The organism is Beggiatoa alba B18LD (assembly GCF_000245015.1).
GTDB lineage: Bacteria > Pseudomonadota > Gammaproteobacteria > Beggiatoales > Beggiatoaceae > Beggiatoa > Beggiatoa alba.
This window is the reverse complement of record NZ_JH600070.1, coordinates 751,224-771,336: the sequence shown is the minus strand read 5'-3', so window position 1 is coordinate 771,336 and position 20,113 is coordinate 751,224. Positions and strand designations below refer to the sequence as shown.

Genomic DNA, 20,113 nt, shown 5'->3' with positions numbered 1-20,113 from the left:
AAGACCAGCTAGGTTTTTAAAATCTAGCTGGTCTTTGTTTTACTTACTGCAAAATGATTGTTGTAAACGACAATCAGGATTGCGTTCTTTACAGTCTTGCATTGCCCGTTCTTCCGCCTCTTGTTGCGTGTCATTCCAAGCCCAGCCGAAAATCGTCGCATCAACGGACGCTTTAACCAGTGCGATACAGGCATTATTAACTGGCGATAATACCTGACAATCTTTCTTTTCTGTCAATCCATTACAGCGATTTAAAGCTTCTTGTTCAGCCTCTGCCTGAGTAGCGCGTTGTGCAGAAAAACCATGCATTCCGCTCGTTGTAGAATAAGCTAATGCCCCATAAGCATTGGGTTTAACAACGTGTTCATCAGGGGAAGCAGGCTCTGCAATAGGTTCGCTCATTGCTGTTTCTTCTGTTGTATTTTCCCCATTAGGATTAGGAACATTCATCAAATTACCCGCATTCATTAAGGGTAAATTTAATACTTCTTGTGGAATACGCACATCTGTCACTTGCCAATAAATCATATTAACCCGTGAAAAAATAACAGAAATTGGTGTTCCTTGTGCATCCACGGTGACTAAAAAAGTAGAAAAATTTTCATAACTTAATTTGGCTTTTTCCTCAGATGAACGAATCATCTGGGCTTCGTCACTCCCCATATTTTCTGTGAGTATTTTCGCTAAGGTTTCTGGGGTAATTGACTGGTCTATCACTGATTCAATCAGTGGTTTAGCCATTTCTAGGGGAGAGCCTGCGGGATTGCCTGCATCTGTTGGTGGCGCGGGCATTGTTTGCAGACTTTTTTCAATCAGGCTTGCAACTTGCGCTTTTAAATTGGTTCTTAAGGTCGGATAGTCAATATAACTATTTAATACATCTGCATTTTTTGCCTCGTAAGCTTTTTTCATTTGCCAGACACTTATATAAGGTGTGGCAAAGAGCGTGCCTCCAAGTAACAATAAAAAAATAAAAAAGAGGCTGATAAAAACTATTTTTTTCTTGCCTGTTGTTTGAGAAACTTCTTCGGCATGACTAAAAATATCACTTTCTACAGGTTTTGGTTTTATTTTTAATGGAACTTTTTTAGGAATTGGCGACGGTGTCGTGTCTGCTGTTGATGGACTACTAACGGTAGGTGTTGGGTTGGCTGTTGTTTCGACAGTAGGGGAGGGAATTGTTTGAATGTAACAAATTGCGCCCGCTTTTTGGAATGCTGTTTGATACCGTTTTGCGGTTATTTCGTCCGCATCTTTCAATATGGTAACGGGTTTACCTGAGAACAACAGTGCTATTTTTTCGGGAGATTGTTTAGTGATTTGAGCAAGTTGTGTTTTAACCTGTTCGATGTCTTTTTCTTGTTGTATTTCACCACGAAAAACAACCCTATAGCGAGGTTCGGTCATGAGTTTATATCTCTACTTCGGTGAATTGATAAAGGCGTTTAATTATCTAGGAGATAATGAGACAACTCAAGATAGCGAGATTGTTATGCGAGTAACAGACGGATTAACAGCTTAAATTATGTAATGACGTGCCCTGAGCGGGAGTCGAACCCGCGACCACTCCCTTAGGAGGGGAGTGCTCTATCCACTGAGCTACCAAGGCATAAAGAAAGCGGTGGAGATAGAACTGCAGGTAATGAATGAGTTATGGGGAATTCTATGTGGTGGAGTTGAGGAGGATCGAACTCCCGACCTTCGCATTGCGAACGCGACGCTCTCCCAGCTGAGCTACAACCCCAAATAAGGTAGGACGTGCATTTTATAGATTTATTCTCAGTGGTGCAAGTCTTTTCTCTGTTACAACATAGGGATTTTTTAGAGTAATGTTGTTTTTAATTTATTAATTATTAATGGCTTACTGGGATTGGTAAGCCATTGCTTTATCTTACGACACAGCAGTGACGGGTTGTAAAACATGTGTTTGTTGCTTTTTTAAACGTAGGAGTAAACCGACACCAATGCCCATAATAATGGCTGTAATGATTAATGCACCGTGATAATTACCTGTTGTTTCAGCGATATAACCAGCCATTACAGGGGCTGTAATTTGAGCAACACCATAGCTAAGGGTTAAACGTGCCATTGCTTTGGCAGGATTTTCAGGGAAATATTGCCCAATTAATGAAAGTGTTAGGCTAACAATCCCAACAAATGTACCGCCGTATAAAATCGCACTGGCTAAATTCAGGATGACATTGTCACTCACAACAGGGAGGATAAAAGATATAATTTCTAATCCATAGGCTAAAACAAGCGCGCCAACTTTGCCCAGCGGTCGGGCAACTTTATCCCAGAGAAAACTAGAGGGAACAGCAGCCAGTCCAACAATGACCCAAACCATCCCACCGTGTCCCGTTAAAATAGGTAATTTTTCTAAAATAGCGACAATAAACGTTGCACTAATCACGTAGCCAAAGCCACCGCAAAAATAGGCTAAAATGAGTAAAATCAACCATTGTCGTGCAATAGGACGTTGTTCATAACTTATATTATCTATGTCTAATGGTTTAGGAGCTGGCATCCAAAACCATGCAGGAATAAAAAAGATTAGCCCAAATATACCCAGAAAAATCCATTGTTTATCCCATGTGACATCATGAGTCATGATAGCAATGGCTAATCCTGAGACGATAATACCTAATCCTAAGCCCATAAAATGTACGCCTAAATCGGGTCTATACCGTTCTCGAATCAGCCAATTCAGGACTAAGCCTGAGGCAAGGAGTAAGCCTGCAGTGCTGGAAATACCCGCAATAAAACGTAAACTTGCCCATAAGACTAAGTTATCCGTTAGCCCCATTGCGAGGGTTGTGATAACCGCAATAATCAGCCCAAAACGATAGAGCAGAAATTTACGGCTTAATGCTTTCATCGTCGCCGCAATCAATGCCCCCATCATATAGCCTGCATAGTTAAACGTTGCTAACCAACCAGCGGCTAAATCAGATAATCCCGCCTCATCGTGCATAATGGGCAACATCGGCGTATAAGCAAAACGGGCAAGACCAACCGTTAAGATTAAGGCGCAGATACCCGCTGTAATCACTTTGAAACGCTCAACATAACGTGCAGAAATAGAAATGCCTAACATGGTACGACACACTCTTAAAAGACGATAAAGATACAAAGAGAGTTTACTCGCCTTATATCTGCAATTCTTTCTATATAATGACAAGTTATATTGATGAAACGACAATAGAGAAAAACAGATGATAATCAACCATCGAGATTGGATAACCGTTGATGTGCCTGAAATGCACTGTTTACCAAAAGCGATTTATTTACGTTCTCAACAGTTAGCCACAAAACATGTTTTTCCGTTGCATATCCACCCTTGGCATCAATTTGTCTATGCGACCTCTGGCAGTTTAGTTGTTACTGTTAATCATTCATGGTATGTCATTACACCAGAACAAGCGATTTGGTTGCCTGCTGGAGTTTGGCATGCAACAGGGGCATTAAGCGATACGGCTTTTCGTAATTTATACGTGGCAGATACACCGCAGTTAAACATGCCAACAAGTTGCACGGTTTTTTCTGTTTCTGCATTTTTTCGCGCCCTGATTATCGAATTAGAAGATGCACAAACTCGAAAAGACAGTGAAACGTATATCGACAAACTCAATGAGTTGATTAGTGAGCAATTAAAACGTTTATCTAAACAAGATTTTTATTTACCTTGGCCACATAGCCCGATTTTATGCACGATTTGTGAATCGCTCTATGCAGACCCCGCAGATACGCGCAGTGTGGAGGCGTGGGGGCAGTTACTTGGTGCATCATCACGGACATTAACACGCCGTTTTGAAAAAGAGGTAGGGATGAGTTTGCGCGATTGGCGGTATCGATTACGCCTTTTTCGAGCTGTAGAATGGCTATGTGCGGGGCGTAGCATCACAAATATTGCGTTTGCCTTGGGGTACGCCTCAACCTCTGCATTTACTTATATGTTTCGTCAAGAAATGGGGTGTACACCTTCTGCATGGTTAAACCGTTAAAAATATAGTTTTTTTTATTAGACAGGCATTACCTCATGAACGGTATTTTCTACTTTTGGCAAATTAGCAGGAATAAATAAAGTAAAGGTACTGCCTTTGCCGTATTCACTAACAACGTTTACATCGCCACCTAATAAACGGGCAAAATGTCTTGTTAAAGCAAGCCCTAAGCCTGTTCCTCCATAACGACGTGTGCTAGAACTATCAACTTGTGTAAAGGCATTAAACAACTTAGCGACTTGTTCATGAGTCATACCGATACCAGTATCAATCACACGGAAAGTGAGCCAAATTTCTTCGCTATGGTCGATAATACGCTTCACTTCTAAGGTAATTTGCCCTTGTTGTGTAAATTTAGCGGCATTACTTAATAAATTTAAAACACATTGGCGCAATTTAACGAGATCAGTCTGCATCTCACCCAACAAATTAAGATAGTTCACCACAAAATTATTTTTATTATGTGCCATTAATGGCTCAACCATCGTACAAATTTCATGCAACATATCACTGACATCAAAGCGGTCAGTGTGCAATTCCATTTTACCCGCTTCAATTTTTGAAATATCTAATACATCATTAATAATTGTCAGTAAATGTTCACCAGAACTTAAAATACTTTGTGCATATTCTAAAATATTCTCTTCCGCGTTTTCTTCCGCCTCCATTTGTAAAATTTCGGCATAACCAATAATGGCATTTAATGGCGTGCGCAATTCATGACTCATATTGGCTAAAAATTCACTTTTTGCTTGTGTTGCCGCCTCAGCCGTATTTTTAGCGGCTTGTAAAATAACAATTTGTTTTGCAAGGGTTTGGTCACGCTCTTTTATCGATTTTACCATTAAGCGGAAACTATCCCCTAAACTGGCTAATTCTTGCACATGACTGGATTGTGCAATAGATAAGGCTTCGTGATATTGCCCTTGTGCGACAAAATTTGCTCTTTCCACTAATAATGATAATGGTTTGATAATTTGGCGACGATGATGATGCTGTACTAGCAGAAAAATTAATAAATTAACTACAAAAATTAACATGGCAATAAATAAAGTCATAATTAAAGGGCGTGCCCCTAAAAATAGGGTTTGTGTCGTAACAACAACCCAGCCATTTTCCATCGGCATAACACTGCCCATCATCCATGTATTATCTTGTTCAAAAACTTGAAATCCTGAATTTCCTGCCCGTCCTTGTTTGACTAATGACCAGTTGCCAAAATTGAGGCGTTCTTCTACCCATTGACGATTAGGATGCGCAAGTAAAGTGCCTTGTCTATCAACAATAAAGGAAACAACCTGATTATCTAATTGAAATTGTTCTAAAGTATTCTGCAATAAATTAACGTCTAGCTCACCGACAAAAATGCCACGTAACTTATTATTTAACATCACGGGTATTGCAATGGTAATTGCTGTTTTTCCATTTATTAGTGAAATAAAAGGGTTAGAAAAATAGGTTTTATCAGAAGTTTTAGCATGTTGATAATAAGGTGTATTGACAAAATCAAGCCCTAACATTTTAGCGTTTGCTGCTGTAGATTCTGCTTGCACATAACCATTTGCATCTAATAAATATAAGCTGGAAAATCGCGGATATGTGGTGCGAATTTGCGTTAAAATTCGCATTTGATAAGAAATCGTTGACGCGGTTAGTTCGTAGGCAAACCCCCGCAAAACAGCTTCCGCCTCGGATAAATAATGTGTGCTCTGTACAGCTAATGCATTAACTAATAAGGCTTGTCTTTCAACAATCCCTTTTTGAATAAAATGTACACTTACGAAAAGAATCGCAATGCCCACTAATAATATTTGTATGGCAAAAATCATCAACATTCTTGAAAACAAACGTTGTAAGGAATGAAGTTTCGCGACGGGCATGGGCTTATATCTCGTTTTATGGGTGAGCCATTACTTTATCTAAAATTTCTAATTTTCCATCGTGAATATTCGCGATGTAAAGATGGCGAATTACATCACCATATTTATCGATTGATATATTATCCTGTAATAGTGGAAAGTCTTTAATATTTAATAAAGCGGTTTGTAATCCATTCGCTTGTCCACCAGTACGGCGTAAGCCTTCAATCAAAACTAACATGGCTTCATAAGCATAAATTGAACCAAAACTAGAGCTACGCTGAAATCTGGTATAAAATTCATTGTTAAACTTAAGAAATGCAGGGGAATTATCATGCGGATTATAATAAAGTGAGAGCTTTAAATTCTCTGTTGAACGTCCTCCTTTTTTTAATAAATCGCCTGTATCTACCCAACCTGATGCAAAAAAGTTTGCCTGTATTTTTTGTTGATTAATATATTGTAATAACAAAGCAGTATCTATAGCAGAAGATAGAAGAAATACCGTATCCGCTTGTGCTAAGGTATTGAGAGAAATATTACTACTAATCAGTTTTATTAAATCCGTTTGACCCGATGTGAAAAAAATAGGCTCTTGTGTATTTCCACCTAATTCTCTAAAAGTTGTTTGTATTGCCTCCCAGACAGCTTTGGTATAGAGGTGATTATGTAGATCAATAATGGCAATCACATTGCGTCCGCCCATTTTTTGATAGGCATAACGCGCCATCGCAATGCCTTCATCGTGGCTATTAGACATTAAACGAATCAAGTTATCTTTTTGATAAGCTAGATAATAACTAGAGGCTGTTGGACTAACTTGTATAATATGATGTGCGGTTGTGCAGGTTAATAACGCCGTTGTTGTTGTGCTGGTCGCAGTGCCAAAGATACTGACAACTTGCTGAGTCGCCAAATCAGCACAAGCAGTGCGTGCTTTGTCAGAATTACCTTGATCATCACGCATTAATAACCGTATAGGACGACCATTAATCCCGCCCGCTGCATTGGTTTGTTCAACCGCCAATAATGCGCCATCACGAATTTCCACACCTAAATCAGAGTGCAATCCTGTTAGTTCTGCGATGAAACCAATAGGAATGCTGTTATCAGCAGATTGACAACTGGCTAGATAAATAATATTACTGATGAGTAGCAAATAAGGCATTATTTTTTTATTAATTAAATTCAATTGCATGCAATATTTCTCTTAAGCATATTTTTTAGATAGATTTAGCTAACATAACACATCATTTTGAATGCATGGGAGCGTGATTACTTGATGATGCTTGTCATTTAATGACTAATGAGGATTTAATCACTCTGTAAAGGTGTTTAAATTATCCCGCTACTATAGATTTTTTTGTAAAACATAATGTTAGTATAGATTAACAAGACGGGGAGTATCACAGAGATTGACAATTTTGTGGATTTTATTTTGTTTGTTGAAAATGAATAAAATAATATAAGTTAATGTAATAACACTGTAACGACTTTATCAAAATAATGCTTATGCACTGAAAACTAATATGGCTATTAATTGATTTTACTTGTTTTATACCATAGAAAATTAGTTTTTTTTGCAATGCTTGGCTTATTTCTTGAATGTTTTTCATTACCATTTTTTCAAGTTACAATACGCCGATCATTGCGATTGTTAATTGTAGGCTGGGGCGACCACCTTTTTTAACCTCATATAACCTCGTGAATGAGCTATAGACTTGGTAAACTCCGATGAACACGAATACCCAAACTCCAACCGCTACCCCTAAGTTAAGCATTGTTTTTTTAAACTATAATCGCTTATCTGAAACTCGCTATACGCTTGCTATTCTGCAAAGACTCTTAGAAACCCGACAAGACATTGAAGTCATCGCCGTCGATAATGCTTCTACGGATGGAACGCCCGAGTTTTTAAAAAGCCAAGAAAATTGGATACGTGCCGTATTTATGAATACCAATACAGGCATTGCAGGCTATAACGAGGGATTTAAATTAGCACGTGGTGAATACCTTCTTGTTTTAGATGATGATTCACACCCGCTGGATAATGAAACGTTAGACCGTTTAATTCAATGTTTAGATACGCGCAAGGATGTTGGCGTAGTTGCCTGTAGAATTGAGGATTTAGAAGGAAAGCCAGCACGGACTTGGCATTTACCTGCGAATGATGAACCTGGTAGCTCTATGGCATTTGTCGGCTGTGGCTTTGCTATCCGTCGTCAGTTATTTGAATCTATTGGCTGGTATCCCAGTGAATTCTTCTTATATCAGAATGAAATCGAGGTTGCCATTCAAGTGATGCGGGCAGGTTATCGCATTCATTATGACCCTAATTGTCGAGTTGTTCACCGTCAAGCCGTTGTTAATCGAACAAATTGGCGGCGGGTGTTTTATCCAACCCGTAATACCATCTGGTTAATTCGCCGTTATTACCCATTTCCTATCGCCGCTTATTTAATCGCTTCCCGTCTTTTTATGGGACTTTTCCGTGCTTTACAGTCGTGGGAAATGCGTTCCTATTATCGAGCGGTGAAAGAGGCATTTGCAATGCCGATTCAATTACAACGCTTACCCGCCCCTGTTTATAAACAATTAACGACATTCCGTCGTCAAAACAGTGTATTTCATCAACTACTTGGACGTTTATGAGTATCAATAAGGATTCAGTCAACGCTCCCCGTGTTTTAGTGATTATCGTCACGTGGAATAAACAGCAGTATGTTTTAGATTTATTAGCCTCTTTAGCGCAACAAAATTATCCGACAGCTTTTATTGATGTCGTTGTCGTCGATAACGCTAGCCAAGATAATACTGTCGCTGAAGTTCGCGCCCAGTATCCGCAAGTGCATGTGATTTGTAATCCTGAAAATATTGGCGGAACAGGTGGATTTAATACGGGTTTAGCTTGGGCATATGAACAAGCTGAGGGTAAATATGATTATCTTTGGTTATTAGATAATGATGTCTTAGTACATCAAAATGCGCTGGTCGAATTGGTTAATCTCTTAGACAGTCATGCCGATATTACTGTCGCAGGCTCAACGATGATGCAGTTAGATTACCCTTGGCGTATCAATGAAATGGGCGCATTCGTTGATTTTGGCAGTGGTCAATTAAAACTCAATCGACATTTAGAAGAAGTGCGTGCATGGCAAGGGCAAGATGTACAAGTTTTATTGCAACAAGATAATGATTTAAGTAAACGTTTAGTCCACTGTCATCCGTATATGGATGTGGATTATGTTGCGGCAGCCTCTTTACTCATTCGCGCACCGATTGCGAAACAGGCAGGCTTATGGCGTGACTACTTTATCCACTTTGATGATGTGGAATGGTGTTTACGCTTAGGCGAAATGGGACATCGTGTCGTTGTCTCTGCTAAGTCCCTTATTTGGCACTTGTCCGCTGCGGCAAAAGTACCAACATGGGTTTTATACTACGATAATCGTAATGTCTTAGATATGCTCAAAGTCCACGGCGCAAGTCCTGCGGTTATTCAGCGCATGATACGCTACAGCTTGAAAAAAGCCGTTTATTATCACCTGTTAGGGAAGCCTGATTTAGCCCAATTGCATTATGATGCAGTTGACGATTTTCAAGCCAATCGTTTCGGCAAAAAAGCGATACAGTTAAACGTTAGCCAATACAAGCCAAATAAGCACCTCGCCCAAATTCTCAGCGATACGACGATTAAACGAGTGCTTGTTTCCTTTGCCGTAAGTTTACAAGCAACAGATACACAAGAAATTTTTGTAACTATCCTCAAGCAACGCCCTGATTTAAGCATCACGTTCATGCCCTTATTAGATGGAACTGCCATTTATCAACTACCGCGTTCCAACTTTACCGCCCCAATTCCCCGCTTTTTCCTCAAACGCTGGCTATTCTATTGGCGATTACGAGGACACTATGATTTAGTGATTCAATCAGATTATCAGCGAGTTATCGGTTTATCATGGATTAAAGCAAAAATTCTCTTTATTAATGATGAAGGATTAGCCTTATCTCCTCCGCCTGCCTTTGCAAATGTTTGGCAAGCGGGCTTACGTTGGTTAAAATCATCCTTCTAAATCATCTTAAATGATGCGGTGAGGCAAACCCTCACCGACCTTTCTAGCGGTTTCTCTCTCTATTCATCCTACCCATGTGATACATCCTTATGATAGGCACTATAGGCATAAAAGACTTAGAAATTCTATGTATTATCGGCATTTATCCTGCCGAGCGTGAGCATGAGCAACCTTTACTGTTGAGCTTAGAAGCTGAATATCCTTTTAAAGCCGCTGCACAAACAGAAGATATTCAACAAACCATAGACTATGCCGTTATTGCGCAACAACTCACCGATTTAGCTATTGAGGGAAAATTTCAATTAATTGAAACACTCGCAGAACGGTCAGCCCAATATCTTTTAAAAACTTATCCACAAATTCAGCGAATTATCTTAGAAATTAAAAAGCCGAAAGCCATTCCAAGCGCGGCTTATCCTTATGTCCGTATTGAACGTTTTCACCACTCTTATTAATTTAAGACGGCTGTCTTTATGTTTAATTGCCTGACCTTAATTTCCTTGATTTCAAACACGAGCCTTTAAATGCGCTTTAAAACCCTTGATGAGTGGCTAGATTGGCAAACAGCATTACATCCCCGTCAAATCGAATTGGGGCTACATCGCTGTAAAATGGTCGCCGAACGCTTAAAAGTCCTAACCCCAAATTTTACCGTGATTACCGTTGGAGGTACGAATGGTAAAGGCTCTAGTGTTATGATGTTAGACGCTTTTTTACAAGCGGGAGGCTATCGAACAGGGCGTTATATGTCCCCGCATTTACTCCGCTATAATGAACGTATCTGTATCAATGGGTTAGAGGTTAGTGATACCGTATTATGCGATGCTTTTAACGCAATCGAAGATGTCCGCAAAGATATTTCTTTAACCTTCTTTGAATTTTCTACGCTCGCCGCTTTATATGTATTTCAACAAGCAGGCTTAGATGTCGTTATTTTAGAAGTCGGTTTAGGCGGACGGTTAGACGCGGTTAATATCATCGATTCTGATGTTGCCCTTGTAACGGCTATCGATATCGACCATGTGGATTGGTTAGGCTCAGACCGCGAAAGTATTGGCTTTGAAAAAGCAGGAATTTTTCGCGCAAATCGCCCTGCTGTCTGTAGCGACCCCAATCCGCCACAGCGTTTAATCGACTACGCGCAACAATTACAAACGCCACTTTATCGATTAAATCACGATTATCACTATCAAAAAACAACAGAACAAACATGGTATTGGCAATATAAAGCTATTAATTACCCTTTACCCATGCCTGCGTTAAAAGGGGATTTTCAACTACAAAATGCGGCGGGTGTATTGATGGTGCTGACTTTATTACAAGCACGTCATCCCCTAGGACTCGCACAGTATCAGCAAGGTTTAGCAACTGTTAGAAATGCGGGACGGTTTCAAGTCATCCATACGCAAGGTGAATGCACGCGCATTTTAGACGTTGCCCACAATTTACAAGCGGCTCAAGTTTTAAAACAACTACTCCAACACTATCCTGCACAAGGCAAACGCTATGCCGTTGTCAGTATTTTAAAAGATAAGGATATTGAAGGGATTATGCGCTGTATGTTGTCAGAAGTGGACGAATGGCATATTGCGCCTTTACACGCACCCCGTGCAACGCCCATAGAAGAGTTACAAGCACATTTACAAGCTATCGGCGCAACTCATATTCATTGTTATCAAACTATTAGCGATGCTTATCAAACGACTTTGCAACAAGCAAGCGCATTAGACCGCGTTATTGTTTTTGGTTCATTTTATACGGTTGCCGAAGCATTGACGATTGAGCAAAATAGGGAGTCCTTTCAAGGTAAATAGAGGAGAAAATATGAGTCTATTTGATAAAGGTGATTATCGTACTGTACCAAGTGAATTTAGAATATTAGGTATTGCTGCGCTAGATGAATTATCTAAATTTCAAGAGCATTTTGGTATTTATGATACAGACACTACTATTAACAATATTAGAAACGCTATTGTTGCTAACTATTTAGGTTTTGACTTATTAAACTTTAGCAAACATGGGTTTGATGCAAAGAAAAGTACAGAAGAACAGTATTTAGAAATAAAACAATGCTCTGTTTCTAGTGGTAGTTGGGGGGGAACATGGAACGATACAACAGAGGAAAAAGCGCGTATATTTAGCGATTTACGATTATTTACTGCAGTTGCTGTTTGGAAAGGAGCAAGTGATTTACAATTTATAATATATGGACAACATAACGGACTAGGCGAACATTTACACCAACTAGTTGTTAATCGTCCAGAAGGTAGTCGCTCAACACAATCCATTACAATACAAAAGCTAATAATTGATTTTGGATTTAAAGTTGTTTGCCCACCTGATAAAACACCTGCAGATACTTGTAAAATTTTAGTTAATTACAAAAGAAGTTTATTAAATCATGTTCAACCTGAACGAATCAAAACCCTACGAGATATTTAACCAATCTTGCTATGGTTTAACCCCTTTATCTGACAATAGTATTGACGCTTTAATTACAGACCCGCCTTATGGCATTTCTTACCAAAATCATGCATGGGATAAAGCCTTGCCTGATAAACAAATTTGGGCAGATTCCCTCAGGGTCTTAAAACATGGGGCTTTTGGATTAGTTTTTTCTTCAGTCCGTTTAATGCACCGTTTAATGGTAGATTTAGAGGACAGCGGTTTTTTGATTAAAGACGTTTTATTTTGGGTTTATCTCAATGGTATGCCTAAAAGCCGTGATATTGGGCTGGAAATTGATAAGGCGTTAGCAGTAGAAAGTGCGGTTGTTGGTCAATACGATTATGTACAAGGCTATAAAAAAGGCGGGGCAGATAATTATTATACGGAGACTAAAAAATTAAAATATGAGCCATGTTCAGAACTAGGTATTAAATATAAAGGGGCTGGACTAGGCATTAAGCCTGCTTATGAACCTGTTATATTAATTCAAAAACCGTTAGAAAAAGGCTTAACCGTTGCGCAAAACGTGATTAAATACGGTACAGGGGCGTTGAATTTAGAACAAACCCGCATCCCTTACGCAAAGGGAGAAAGTAAGGTAGGACATAATCCACATCCTAACGGACGAGTGAGTGCTAATATTTTGCGAGTTGATGAATTAGAAGATGGGTATGATAAATTTTTTGTTATTCCAAAAGTTAGACAATCGGCAGAAAAGTTTAACCATCATCCTACCTTAAAACCTGTTGAACTGATGCATCACCTTGTTAAATTAGTGAGCTTTGAAAAACAACAGATTTTAGACCCTTTTATGGGAAGTGGTAGCACAGGCATTGCAAGTATTCAGTTAAAACGGCAATTTGTGGGATTTGAATTAGAAGCGGATTATTTTGCGATTTGCCAAAAACGATTGGATTTACTAACCTGAGTTCGGCAAGTTTCTTTTAAAAAGACAACAGTTTGTCTGAATCAGAATTCACAGAATTTTCAGAATTAGCAGAATTAAAAAGCGTGATTCACCTGACTTTTTGGTTTAAGGGTTTTAAATTCTGTTAATTCTGTTAATTCTGTTAATTCTGAAAGTCCTGATTCAGACAATGTTTTAATCTTGTCTAGTCAACCCTTTTCGCGTGTTCCTACAGACCAGCTAGGTTTTGAAAACCTAGCTGGTCTTTTTTTGTCTGAATCAGAATTCACAGAATTAGCAGAATTAAAAACATAATTTTTTATTCTTTTAATTTTCTTGTCTTTTTAATTCTGAAAATTCTGATTCAGACAATCTTTTAATCCTGAAAATCCTGATTCAGACAAACTGTTGTCTTTTTAAAAGAAACTCGCCGAACTCAGGTTACACTACTCTTTTTTCTTCGTTTTATGTAAGAAAAACAAAGCTAATGCAAGCGCGAGAATCGATAAAGCGATATAAGTCATTTCAAGGGCTGTACTAAATTGCATTCCAAAAACCATTTGAAAATATTTAACAATTAACGCCATGATAATGACTTGCGCTACTTTATCTTTTAATCCATCCAGTGAATAGATTTGTAAAATCCCTGAAACTTCACTGTTTTCCGCAGGCTCTATGCGCGAAATAAATAATTCATATAGCCCAAAACTAAACAGCATTAATACCACGGCAATTAAGAATAAATCTAATGCACCAATGATTTGCGTCACAGCAATGATATGAATGTCCTTGCTATGGTCATTACCAATATAGTAACTCCATACGCCCGCAATCACGTTATAAGTATCGATACTACCGACAATAAATAAAGTAAATGATGCAAATAGGCTGGCTATAACCGCAAATAATACTAATAAGCGTGTTTGCCATAAAAAAGCTTCAAACACTTTTTCGAGAATCCCCCGTCGACGGGGTGGGCGTGGTGCGGGAGAGGTTTCAATCTCATCGTTAAAATCATCAGTTGCCATCAGCTGTGCTTCCTTGTGTGAGCTTGTGTTTATGATATGCCCAGTACATAAAAAGAATACCGAGTAATATCATAGGAATCGTCAACAGTTGTCCCATTGTCAACCAACCAAAAGCCAGATAACCCAGATGTGCATCAGGCATCCGTACAAATTCGACAAGAAAGCGAAATACGCCATAACCGATGAGAAATAAACCAGAAACAGCCATTGTCGGGCGGGGTTTTCGTGAGTATAACCACAGAATAATAAACAGGGTTACACCTTCTAACGCAGCCTGATAGAGTTGGGAAGGATACAAACCCATGCCATTTAAGACCGCCTCTTGTAAGTTTTGCGGTAATCGTGCAATGACATTTTCTTGCGTGATTTGCATCCCCCACATAGATTGGGTGGGATGTCCCCACAGTTCGCCGTTGATAAAATTGCCTAAACGACCTGCCGCTAATCCCGGTGGAACAAGGGGCGCGATAAAATCGGTCATTTGGAAAAAGGTACGGTTATGCTTTCGTGCGAAGATTGCCATCGCAATCAAAACGCCAATTAGCCCGCCATGAAAAGACATCCCACCACGCCAAACTTCTAAGATGCTTAGTGGGTTTTGTAGATAGCTGGGAAAACCGTAAAAGAGGATGTAGCCTAAACGTCCCCCAACGACAACCCCTAAAGCAGCATAAAAGACTAAATCACTCAATTGTTCAGGCGTTACAGGTGAATCAGGACGTTTAGCGCGTCCGAGTCCAAGCCACCAAGCGATAAGCAATCCAATCAGGTACATTAAACCGTACCAATGGATTGGGAATGGCCCAATTTGAACAAGTACAGGGTCTATTGTGGGATAAGTCAGCATAACGAGCCTTAACAGTGGTGATAGAAAATGTGCATTTTAGCTTATCTCTGTTTAAGTTCGTTACTCTACTTACACTAACCTAGCTTTAAAAATTGTTAACGACAAACCCCCCCTTGTAAATTGTATTGTTTAGGGGGAAATAAGTTTTGTGTAGAAAGTGGTTGAATATTCTCAATCGGTGAAGCAAAAATATTTCCTAACATCTCTTTTGATAAAACAGTCTCGTATTTACCCGTTATATGCACAATTTGCACTTCTAATAATTCTTCTAGTGACAAACGGGTAAGATACTTATTATCAGCAAGTTCATAAGCATAACTACATAATAGTAAGAGCGTATGTATAAAAAAAATTGAAGAAATACTGAGTTTCATCGCACATTACCTTTTATCATGACTCACAAATCGTATCGTGACAAATTGTGAAAAAAGAGACAATCCAGTAAATACCTTAGTAGTTAGATAAAATGCATTATTGAAAGTAACTAATAGTCTGTTAATTATGTTTATTTTAAATATAAATTTTTTAGTTTTTCACATAACGAATGGTACTTGTTAATATGTTCATTCATACTTATCCAATGAACATTTAAACCACTAATTTTTTCAGGTTAATAAGGGATTTATTATTAATGAATTATCACCATAGCTACCATGCAGGCAATTTTGCAGATGTGTTTAAACACATTACATTAATCGCCTTATTGCAACATTTACAACAAAAAACAACGCCATTTTGTTACTTAGAAACCCATGCAGGCATCGGCGGCTATGATTTAAATTCGATAGAAGCCCAAAAAACCTTAGAACATCATAATGGGATTACGCGCTTATCTTCGCTGACTTTTACACAACCCCTTTTACAAACATATCAGCAACTGATTAAAAGCTATAACGAAGAAACGCCTGATATTCGCTACTATCTCGGCTCGCCTTTGATTGCTTACCATTTTTTACGTGAGCAGGATAAAGCGGTTTTAGCCGAATTACAGGAAGACTCAGCGACTGCCTTAAAACAATTATTTAGACATGACAAGCGGGTTGCTGTTCATCACATGGATGGCTATCAAGTGCTAAAAGCCTTTTTGCCACCAAAAGAAAAACGTGGTTTAGTCCTTATCGACCCGCCGTTTGAATCGCCTGATGAATTTGAACAACTGATAAAACAATTAAAGGTTGCTCACAAACGTTGGGCAACTGGAATTTATGCAATTTGGTATCCGATTAAACGTTACACCGACACGTTACCGTTCTATCGCCAATTACAAGCGTTAAACATTCCTAAAATTTTGGCGACAGAGTTTTGTATTTACCCAGATGATAACGACTTACGCTTAAATGGTTGTGGCTTAATCATTATCAATCCACCGTGGCAATTAGACGAAAAATTAAAAACGATACTGCCTATCCTCTGTGACAGTTTGTCGCAAGATAAACATCGTCGTTATAAAGTGGAATGGTTAAGCCATGAATAAATAGCCTAAGACTATTAAGCAAACACGTTTTTCAGTAAAATCGCGGTTTTTTTAAAGTTTGACCAAAAGGTAAAAGACGGCATGGAATTAAATGCAACTTATACACAACTCGCGGATATGCAAGCACGTTTAGACGCATTACGGGGGTATCTTTGACTACGAGATTAAACACGAGCGTTTAATCGAAGTTTGTCGTGAATTAGAACAGCCCGAAATTTGGAACGACCCTGAAAAATCTCAGGCGTTAGGGCGTGAGCGTGTCGCACTAGAAAATGTTGTACACACGATAGACCAACTCACTGAATCGATAACCGATAATAAAGAGCTGTTAGAACTTGCCGAAGCGGAAGAAGATATACAAACCGTTACAGCGGTACAAAATGATATTGGCTCGATTGAAAGCCAACTTGCCAAATTAGAATTTAATCGCATGTTTTCAGGCGAAATGGATGCCCATAACGCCTTTTTAGATATTCAATCAGGCTCTGGTGGTACAGAGGCGCAAGACTGGGCGGAAATGCTGTTGCGCATGTATTTACGTTGGGCAGAAAAACGCGGTTTTAAAGCCGAATTAATGGAATGTTCTGCGGGCGAAGTTGCTGGAATTAAAAGCGCGACGATTGAAATTATTGGCGAATATGCCTATGGCTGGCTACGTACAGAAACAGGGGTGCATCGTTTGGTGAGAAAATCGCCATTTGATTCAGGCAATCGTCGCCATACCTCTTTTGCGGCGGTTTTTGTTTCCCCTGAAATTGATGACGACATCGACATCGATATTAATCCCGCCGATTTACGTATCGATGTTTATCGGGCGAGTGGTGCAGGTGGACAACACGTAAACCGCACGGAATCCGCCGTGCGTATTACCCATTTACCCACGAATACTGTTGTACAGTGTCAAAATAACCGTTCACAGCATCAGAATAAAGATACGGCAATGAAGCAGTTAAAAGCGAAATTGTACGAATTAGAGATGCAAAAAAAGCGGTCAACTCAGCAAGCCTTAGAAGACAGCAAAGCGGATATTGGCTGGGGTAGTCAAATTCGTTCTTATGTCTTAGACCAATCACGGATTAAAGATTTACGGACTAATGTAGAAATGGCGAACACACAAGCCGTTTTAGATGGCGACTTAGATAAATTTATCGAAGCCAGTTTAAAAAGCGGATTATAAGCGTAACAGTGGTTTAATCCTGTGAATTCTGTTTATCCTGAACATGCTGATTCAGACAAAAAAAGACCTACTAACCTGAGTTCGGCGAGTTTTATAAAATAAAACAGAGACCTGCTAGGTTTTGAAAACCTAGCAGGTCTATTGGAACACGCGAAAAGGTTTGACGGACTGGCAGAGATTATTCTCTTGTTTTTCATCAAGATTAACCAGACAAGATTACAACATTGTCTGAATCAGGATTTTCAGAATTAACAGAATTAGCGGAATTTAAAACCCTTAAACCAAAAAGTAAGATGAATCATGCTTTTTAATTCTGCTAATTCTGAAAATTTTGTGAATTCTGATTCAGACAAGCTGTTGTTTCTTTAACAGAAACTCGCCGAACTCAGGTTACTAGGTTTTCAAAACCTAGTAGGTCTGTCGGAACGTGCGAAAAGAATTCACCAGAGAAGATTAAAAGATTGTCTGAATCAGGATTTTCAGAATTAACAGAATTAACAGAATTTAAAACCCTAAAGCCAAAAATTTAAGGTGAATAACGCTTTTTAATTCTGCTAATTCTGAAAATTCTGTGAATTCTGATTCAGACAAGCTGTTGTCTTTTTAAAAGAAACTCGCCGAACTCAGGTTAGCAGGTCTTGATGCTATTTGGATTAATTTTGAAAATCCTGATTCAAACAAGCGATTGTCTTTAAATCGCAATTTGCATATTGCACCGCAATTAATGCATTTAAAGCCTGTTGACGGTCTTCTTTAGAAAGTGTCGCTAAAGTTTGAACGGCTTGATAAAAAGCGGCTAAATCGCCTTGTTTTTCTGCCAGCAAGGCATTGAAAGCAGGGATATAATCTTGATAAGTAAGGATAGATGCAATTTTTGCATTATTCATGGGTTCGCTAAACCAAAAATCATACCCCTTATAACCATTCCATTGACCTTGTTTAAGCTGTTGATAGTCTAAAAGCATTTTTTTAAAAACAGCAGCTTTTTGTTGTGCTTTATCAATCGGAGAAAGTGGCAGTTGATAAACATGATTTAAAGCGTTTCTAGTTTTTTGAATCAATTGCATAAAATCATCACGTTGTTGCCGATAACGTTGATATTCTGCCCATTCAGTCGCTGTGCCATGTTCTGCTAACCAACGTTCTACGCCAATCGCTTCAACCGTCATGGCAAAACTTTCGTTAAACGCGGTGTCGTTAGGAATATAAAGCAGTTGATGGGATAACTCATGAAAAATCATGGCGGCTAAACGGGTTCTTGACCACGATAACATCGTGTTTAATAAAGGGTCTGTAAACCAGCCTAAGGTAGAATAGGCAGGAATACCCGCAACATAAACATCATAACCTGCTGTTTGTAAAGCTTGAGCCACTTGTTTTGCGTCTGCTTCTGCGAAGTAACCGCGATAACTCACACAACCAACAATTAAAAAACACCATTCTTTTGGTTTAAGAGAAAAATCTGGCGCAGCAAACACATTCCAAACCACATAAGGGCGTTGTAAATCGGCATAAAAGGTATAACTCAAATTATCGGGTAACTGTAAGCGATGACTGGCATAAGTACGAATTTGTAAAACATCTGCCAATTGCTGTTTTAAGCGCGGGGGTGTATCTGTTTGAACAATTAATTCATCAATGGGTTGCATCCGTTGCCAAATATCAAGCTGCCCTTGTACCGCTTGCCCGTAATAATGCAGGCTACTACAAGCGGTTAAGTAAGATAATGAGAGTAATATCAGTATAATAATAATCTGTTTCTTGTGCGTCATTGCTCTATGCTCAATAAACTATTTATTTTTTAAGAAAATATAGATAACGCTTTAAGATATTTTCAAGAAAAATACCCATCAACTTTGTTTTTGACTATTTCGCTTACAATAAGCCAAAATAATCGGCATTCATATTATTTATTTTTTTAGTAAAAAGGAGCATTTCATGAGAATTACGCAACTTTTAGCAGAATGGGAAGCACAAGCATCAGATGCCGTCACGCTGAAGGAATATCTGTTGCGTTTACCGTTATATGATGCGGCGCGAGTCTCTGCATTAGTAGAAATGTTTCCCGGTAGAACAGAACAGCAGATTATCACTGAGTTATTAACGGTCGCATTAGATGAGTTAGGCGAGGCAATGCCGTATATTCAAGGCACTAAAGTTATTGGTGAGGATGAATGTGGCGACCCGATTTATGAAGATGTGGGATTAACGCCTCGTTATGGCGCGTTAACCCAAAAGTATTTAGCCTCGTATTCAAAAGAGTTAAAAGGCAACTCTTAAGCGTATTTATACAACC

General features: G+C 38.9%; 18 protein-coding genes and 2 tRNA genes. 10 read left to right on the top strand and 10 right to left on the bottom strand.

Going from position 1 to position 20,113, the window contains the following annotated elements; translation table 11 throughout:
- Positions 1 to 39: 39 nt before the first annotated feature.
- The 4 genes from BEGALDRAFT_RS03145 to BEGALDRAFT_RS03130 form a co-directional block, all read right to left on the bottom strand.
- Positions 40 to 1,407 carry a DUF4189 domain-containing protein gene (locus BEGALDRAFT_RS03145; RefSeq protein WP_002683564.1) on the bottom strand — a complete coding sequence of 456 codons (1,368 nt, stop codon included), beginning with the start codon at positions 1,405 to 1,407 and terminating at the stop codon, positions 40 to 42.
- A 129-nt stretch (positions 1,408 to 1,536) separates the two neighbouring features.
- Positions 1,537 to 1,609 (bottom strand) — tRNA-Arg (locus BEGALDRAFT_RS03140).
- 59 nt (positions 1,610 to 1,668) lie between these two features.
- Positions 1,669 to 1,744, bottom strand: a tRNA-Ala gene (locus BEGALDRAFT_RS03135).
- Positions 1,745 to 1,891: 147 nt separating this feature from the next.
- Positions 1,892 to 3,097 (bottom strand): YbfB/YjiJ family MFS transporter, encoded by a 1,206-nt coding sequence (locus BEGALDRAFT_RS03130; protein ID WP_002683563.1) that lies wholly within the window; start codon positions 3,095 to 3,097, stop codon positions 1,892 to 1,894.
- 118 nt (positions 3,098 to 3,215) lie between these two features.
- Between BEGALDRAFT_RS03130 and BEGALDRAFT_RS03125 the strand changes: the two genes are divergently transcribed.
- Positions 3,216 to 4,004: an AraC family transcriptional regulator gene (locus tag BEGALDRAFT_RS03125; RefSeq protein ID WP_002683562.1), complete on the top strand. Its 789-nt coding sequence runs from the start codon at positions 3,216 to 3,218 to the stop codon at positions 4,002 to 4,004.
- A gap of 17 nt (positions 4,005 to 4,021) precedes the next feature.
- Here BEGALDRAFT_RS03125 and BEGALDRAFT_RS17785 read toward each other — a convergent pair whose 3' ends face one another.
- Both BEGALDRAFT_RS17785 and BEGALDRAFT_RS03115 read right to left on the bottom strand, forming a co-directional pair.
- Positions 4,022 to 5,884 carry a sensor histidine kinase gene (locus BEGALDRAFT_RS17785; RefSeq protein ID WP_002683560.1) on the bottom strand — a complete coding sequence of 621 codons (1,863 nt, stop codon included), beginning with the start codon at positions 5,882 to 5,884 and terminating at the stop codon, positions 4,022 to 4,024.
- 16 nt (positions 5,885 to 5,900) lie between these two features.
- Positions 5,901 to 7,061, bottom strand: a complete 1,161-nt coding sequence (locus tag BEGALDRAFT_RS03115) for an ABC transporter substrate-binding protein (protein WP_002683559.1) — start codon at positions 7,059 to 7,061, stop codon at positions 5,901 to 5,903.
- 536 nt (positions 7,062 to 7,597) lie between these two features.
- On the opposite strand from BEGALDRAFT_RS03115, the gene BEGALDRAFT_RS03110 reads away from it, so the two are divergent.
- The 6 genes from BEGALDRAFT_RS03110 to BEGALDRAFT_RS03085 all read left to right on the top strand — a co-directional run bounded on the left by BEGALDRAFT_RS03110 (position 7,598) and on the right by BEGALDRAFT_RS03085 (position 13,312).
- Complete coding sequence (locus BEGALDRAFT_RS03110) at positions 7,598 to 8,515, top strand: glycosyltransferase family 2 protein (protein WP_002683558.1); 918 nt, start codon at positions 7,598 to 7,600, stop codon at positions 8,513 to 8,515.
- The gene (locus BEGALDRAFT_RS03105) at positions 8,512 to 9,936 is read left to right on the top strand and encodes a glycosyltransferase family 2 protein (RefSeq protein WP_002683557.1); all 1,425 of its coding nucleotides are present in this window, start codon (positions 8,512 to 8,514) and stop codon (positions 9,934 to 9,936) included. Before BEGALDRAFT_RS03110 ends, BEGALDRAFT_RS03105 begins: the two co-directional genes overlap by 4 nt.
- 89 nt (positions 9,937 to 10,025) lie before the next feature.
- Positions 10,026 to 10,391, top strand: coding sequence for a dihydroneopterin aldolase (gene folB, locus BEGALDRAFT_RS03100; protein WP_002683556.1), 366 nt, complete (start codon positions 10,026 to 10,028; stop codon positions 10,389 to 10,391).
- Between the two features lie 69 nt (positions 10,392 to 10,460).
- Positions 10,461 to 11,750, top strand: a complete 1,290-nt coding sequence (folC, locus tag BEGALDRAFT_RS03095; RefSeq protein ID WP_002683554.1) for a bifunctional tetrahydrofolate synthase/dihydrofolate synthase — start codon at positions 10,461 to 10,463, stop codon at positions 11,748 to 11,750.
- Between the two features lie 10 nt (positions 11,751 to 11,760).
- Positions 11,761 to 12,378, top strand: coding sequence for a hypothetical protein (locus BEGALDRAFT_RS03090; protein WP_002683552.1), 618 nt, complete (start codon positions 11,761 to 11,763; stop codon positions 12,376 to 12,378).
- Positions 12,338 to 13,312, top strand: a complete 975-nt coding sequence (locus BEGALDRAFT_RS03085) for a DNA-methyltransferase (RefSeq protein ID WP_002683550.1) — start codon at positions 12,338 to 12,340, stop codon at positions 13,310 to 13,312. The genes BEGALDRAFT_RS03090 and BEGALDRAFT_RS03085 overlap by 41 nt, the downstream gene beginning before the upstream one ends.
- Before the next feature lie 425 nt (positions 13,313 to 13,737).
- Here BEGALDRAFT_RS03085 and BEGALDRAFT_RS03080 read toward each other — a convergent pair whose 3' ends face one another.
- From BEGALDRAFT_RS03080 to BEGALDRAFT_RS03070, 3 genes are all read right to left on the bottom strand, one after another.
- Positions 13,738 to 14,319: a YqhA family protein gene (locus BEGALDRAFT_RS03080; RefSeq protein WP_002683549.1), complete on the bottom strand. Its 582-nt coding sequence runs from the start codon at positions 14,317 to 14,319 to the stop codon at positions 13,738 to 13,740.
- Complete coding sequence (gene lgt / locus BEGALDRAFT_RS03075; RefSeq protein WP_002683546.1) at positions 14,309 to 15,166, bottom strand: prolipoprotein diacylglyceryl transferase; 858 nt, start codon at positions 15,164 to 15,166, stop codon at positions 14,309 to 14,311. The genes BEGALDRAFT_RS03080 and lgt overlap by 11 nt, the downstream gene beginning before the upstream one ends.
- Positions 15,167 to 15,261: 95 nt before the next feature.
- A complete protein-coding gene (locus tag BEGALDRAFT_RS03070; RefSeq protein WP_002683544.1) occupies positions 15,262 to 15,540 on the bottom strand; it encodes a hypothetical protein in 279 nt (92 codons plus the stop codon).
- 257 nt (positions 15,541 to 15,797) lie between these two features.
- Between BEGALDRAFT_RS03070 and BEGALDRAFT_RS03065 the strand changes: the two genes are divergently transcribed.
- Positions 15,798 to 16,640, top strand: coding sequence for a 23S rRNA (adenine(2030)-N(6))-methyltransferase RlmJ (locus BEGALDRAFT_RS03065; RefSeq protein WP_002683542.1), 843 nt, complete (start codon positions 15,798 to 15,800; stop codon positions 16,638 to 16,640).
- Between the two features lie 81 nt (positions 16,641 to 16,721).
- A protein-coding gene (gene prfB, locus BEGALDRAFT_RS03060) for a peptide chain release factor 2 (protein ID WP_002683541.1) occupies positions 16,722 to 17,817 on the top strand; the annotation gives its coding sequence in 2 pieces (ribosomal slippage) (positions 16,722 to 16,793 and positions 16,795 to 17,817; 1,095 coding nt in all).
- 653 nt (positions 17,818 to 18,470) lie between these two features.
- Here prfB and BEGALDRAFT_RS03055 read toward each other — a convergent pair.
- Positions 18,471 to 19,589, bottom strand: coding sequence for an aminopeptidase (locus tag BEGALDRAFT_RS03055; protein ID WP_002683540.1), 1,119 nt, complete (start codon positions 19,587 to 19,589; stop codon positions 18,471 to 18,473).
- Positions 19,590 to 19,755: 166 nt separating this feature from the next.
- Here BEGALDRAFT_RS03055 and BEGALDRAFT_RS03050 point away from each other — a divergent pair, with 166 nt between their 5' ends.
- Positions 19,756 to 20,097 carry a hypothetical protein gene (locus BEGALDRAFT_RS03050; RefSeq protein WP_002683539.1) on the top strand — a complete coding sequence of 114 codons (342 nt, stop codon included), beginning with the start codon at positions 19,756 to 19,758 and terminating at the stop codon, positions 20,095 to 20,097.
- Positions 20,098 to 20,113 lie beyond the last annotated feature (16 nt).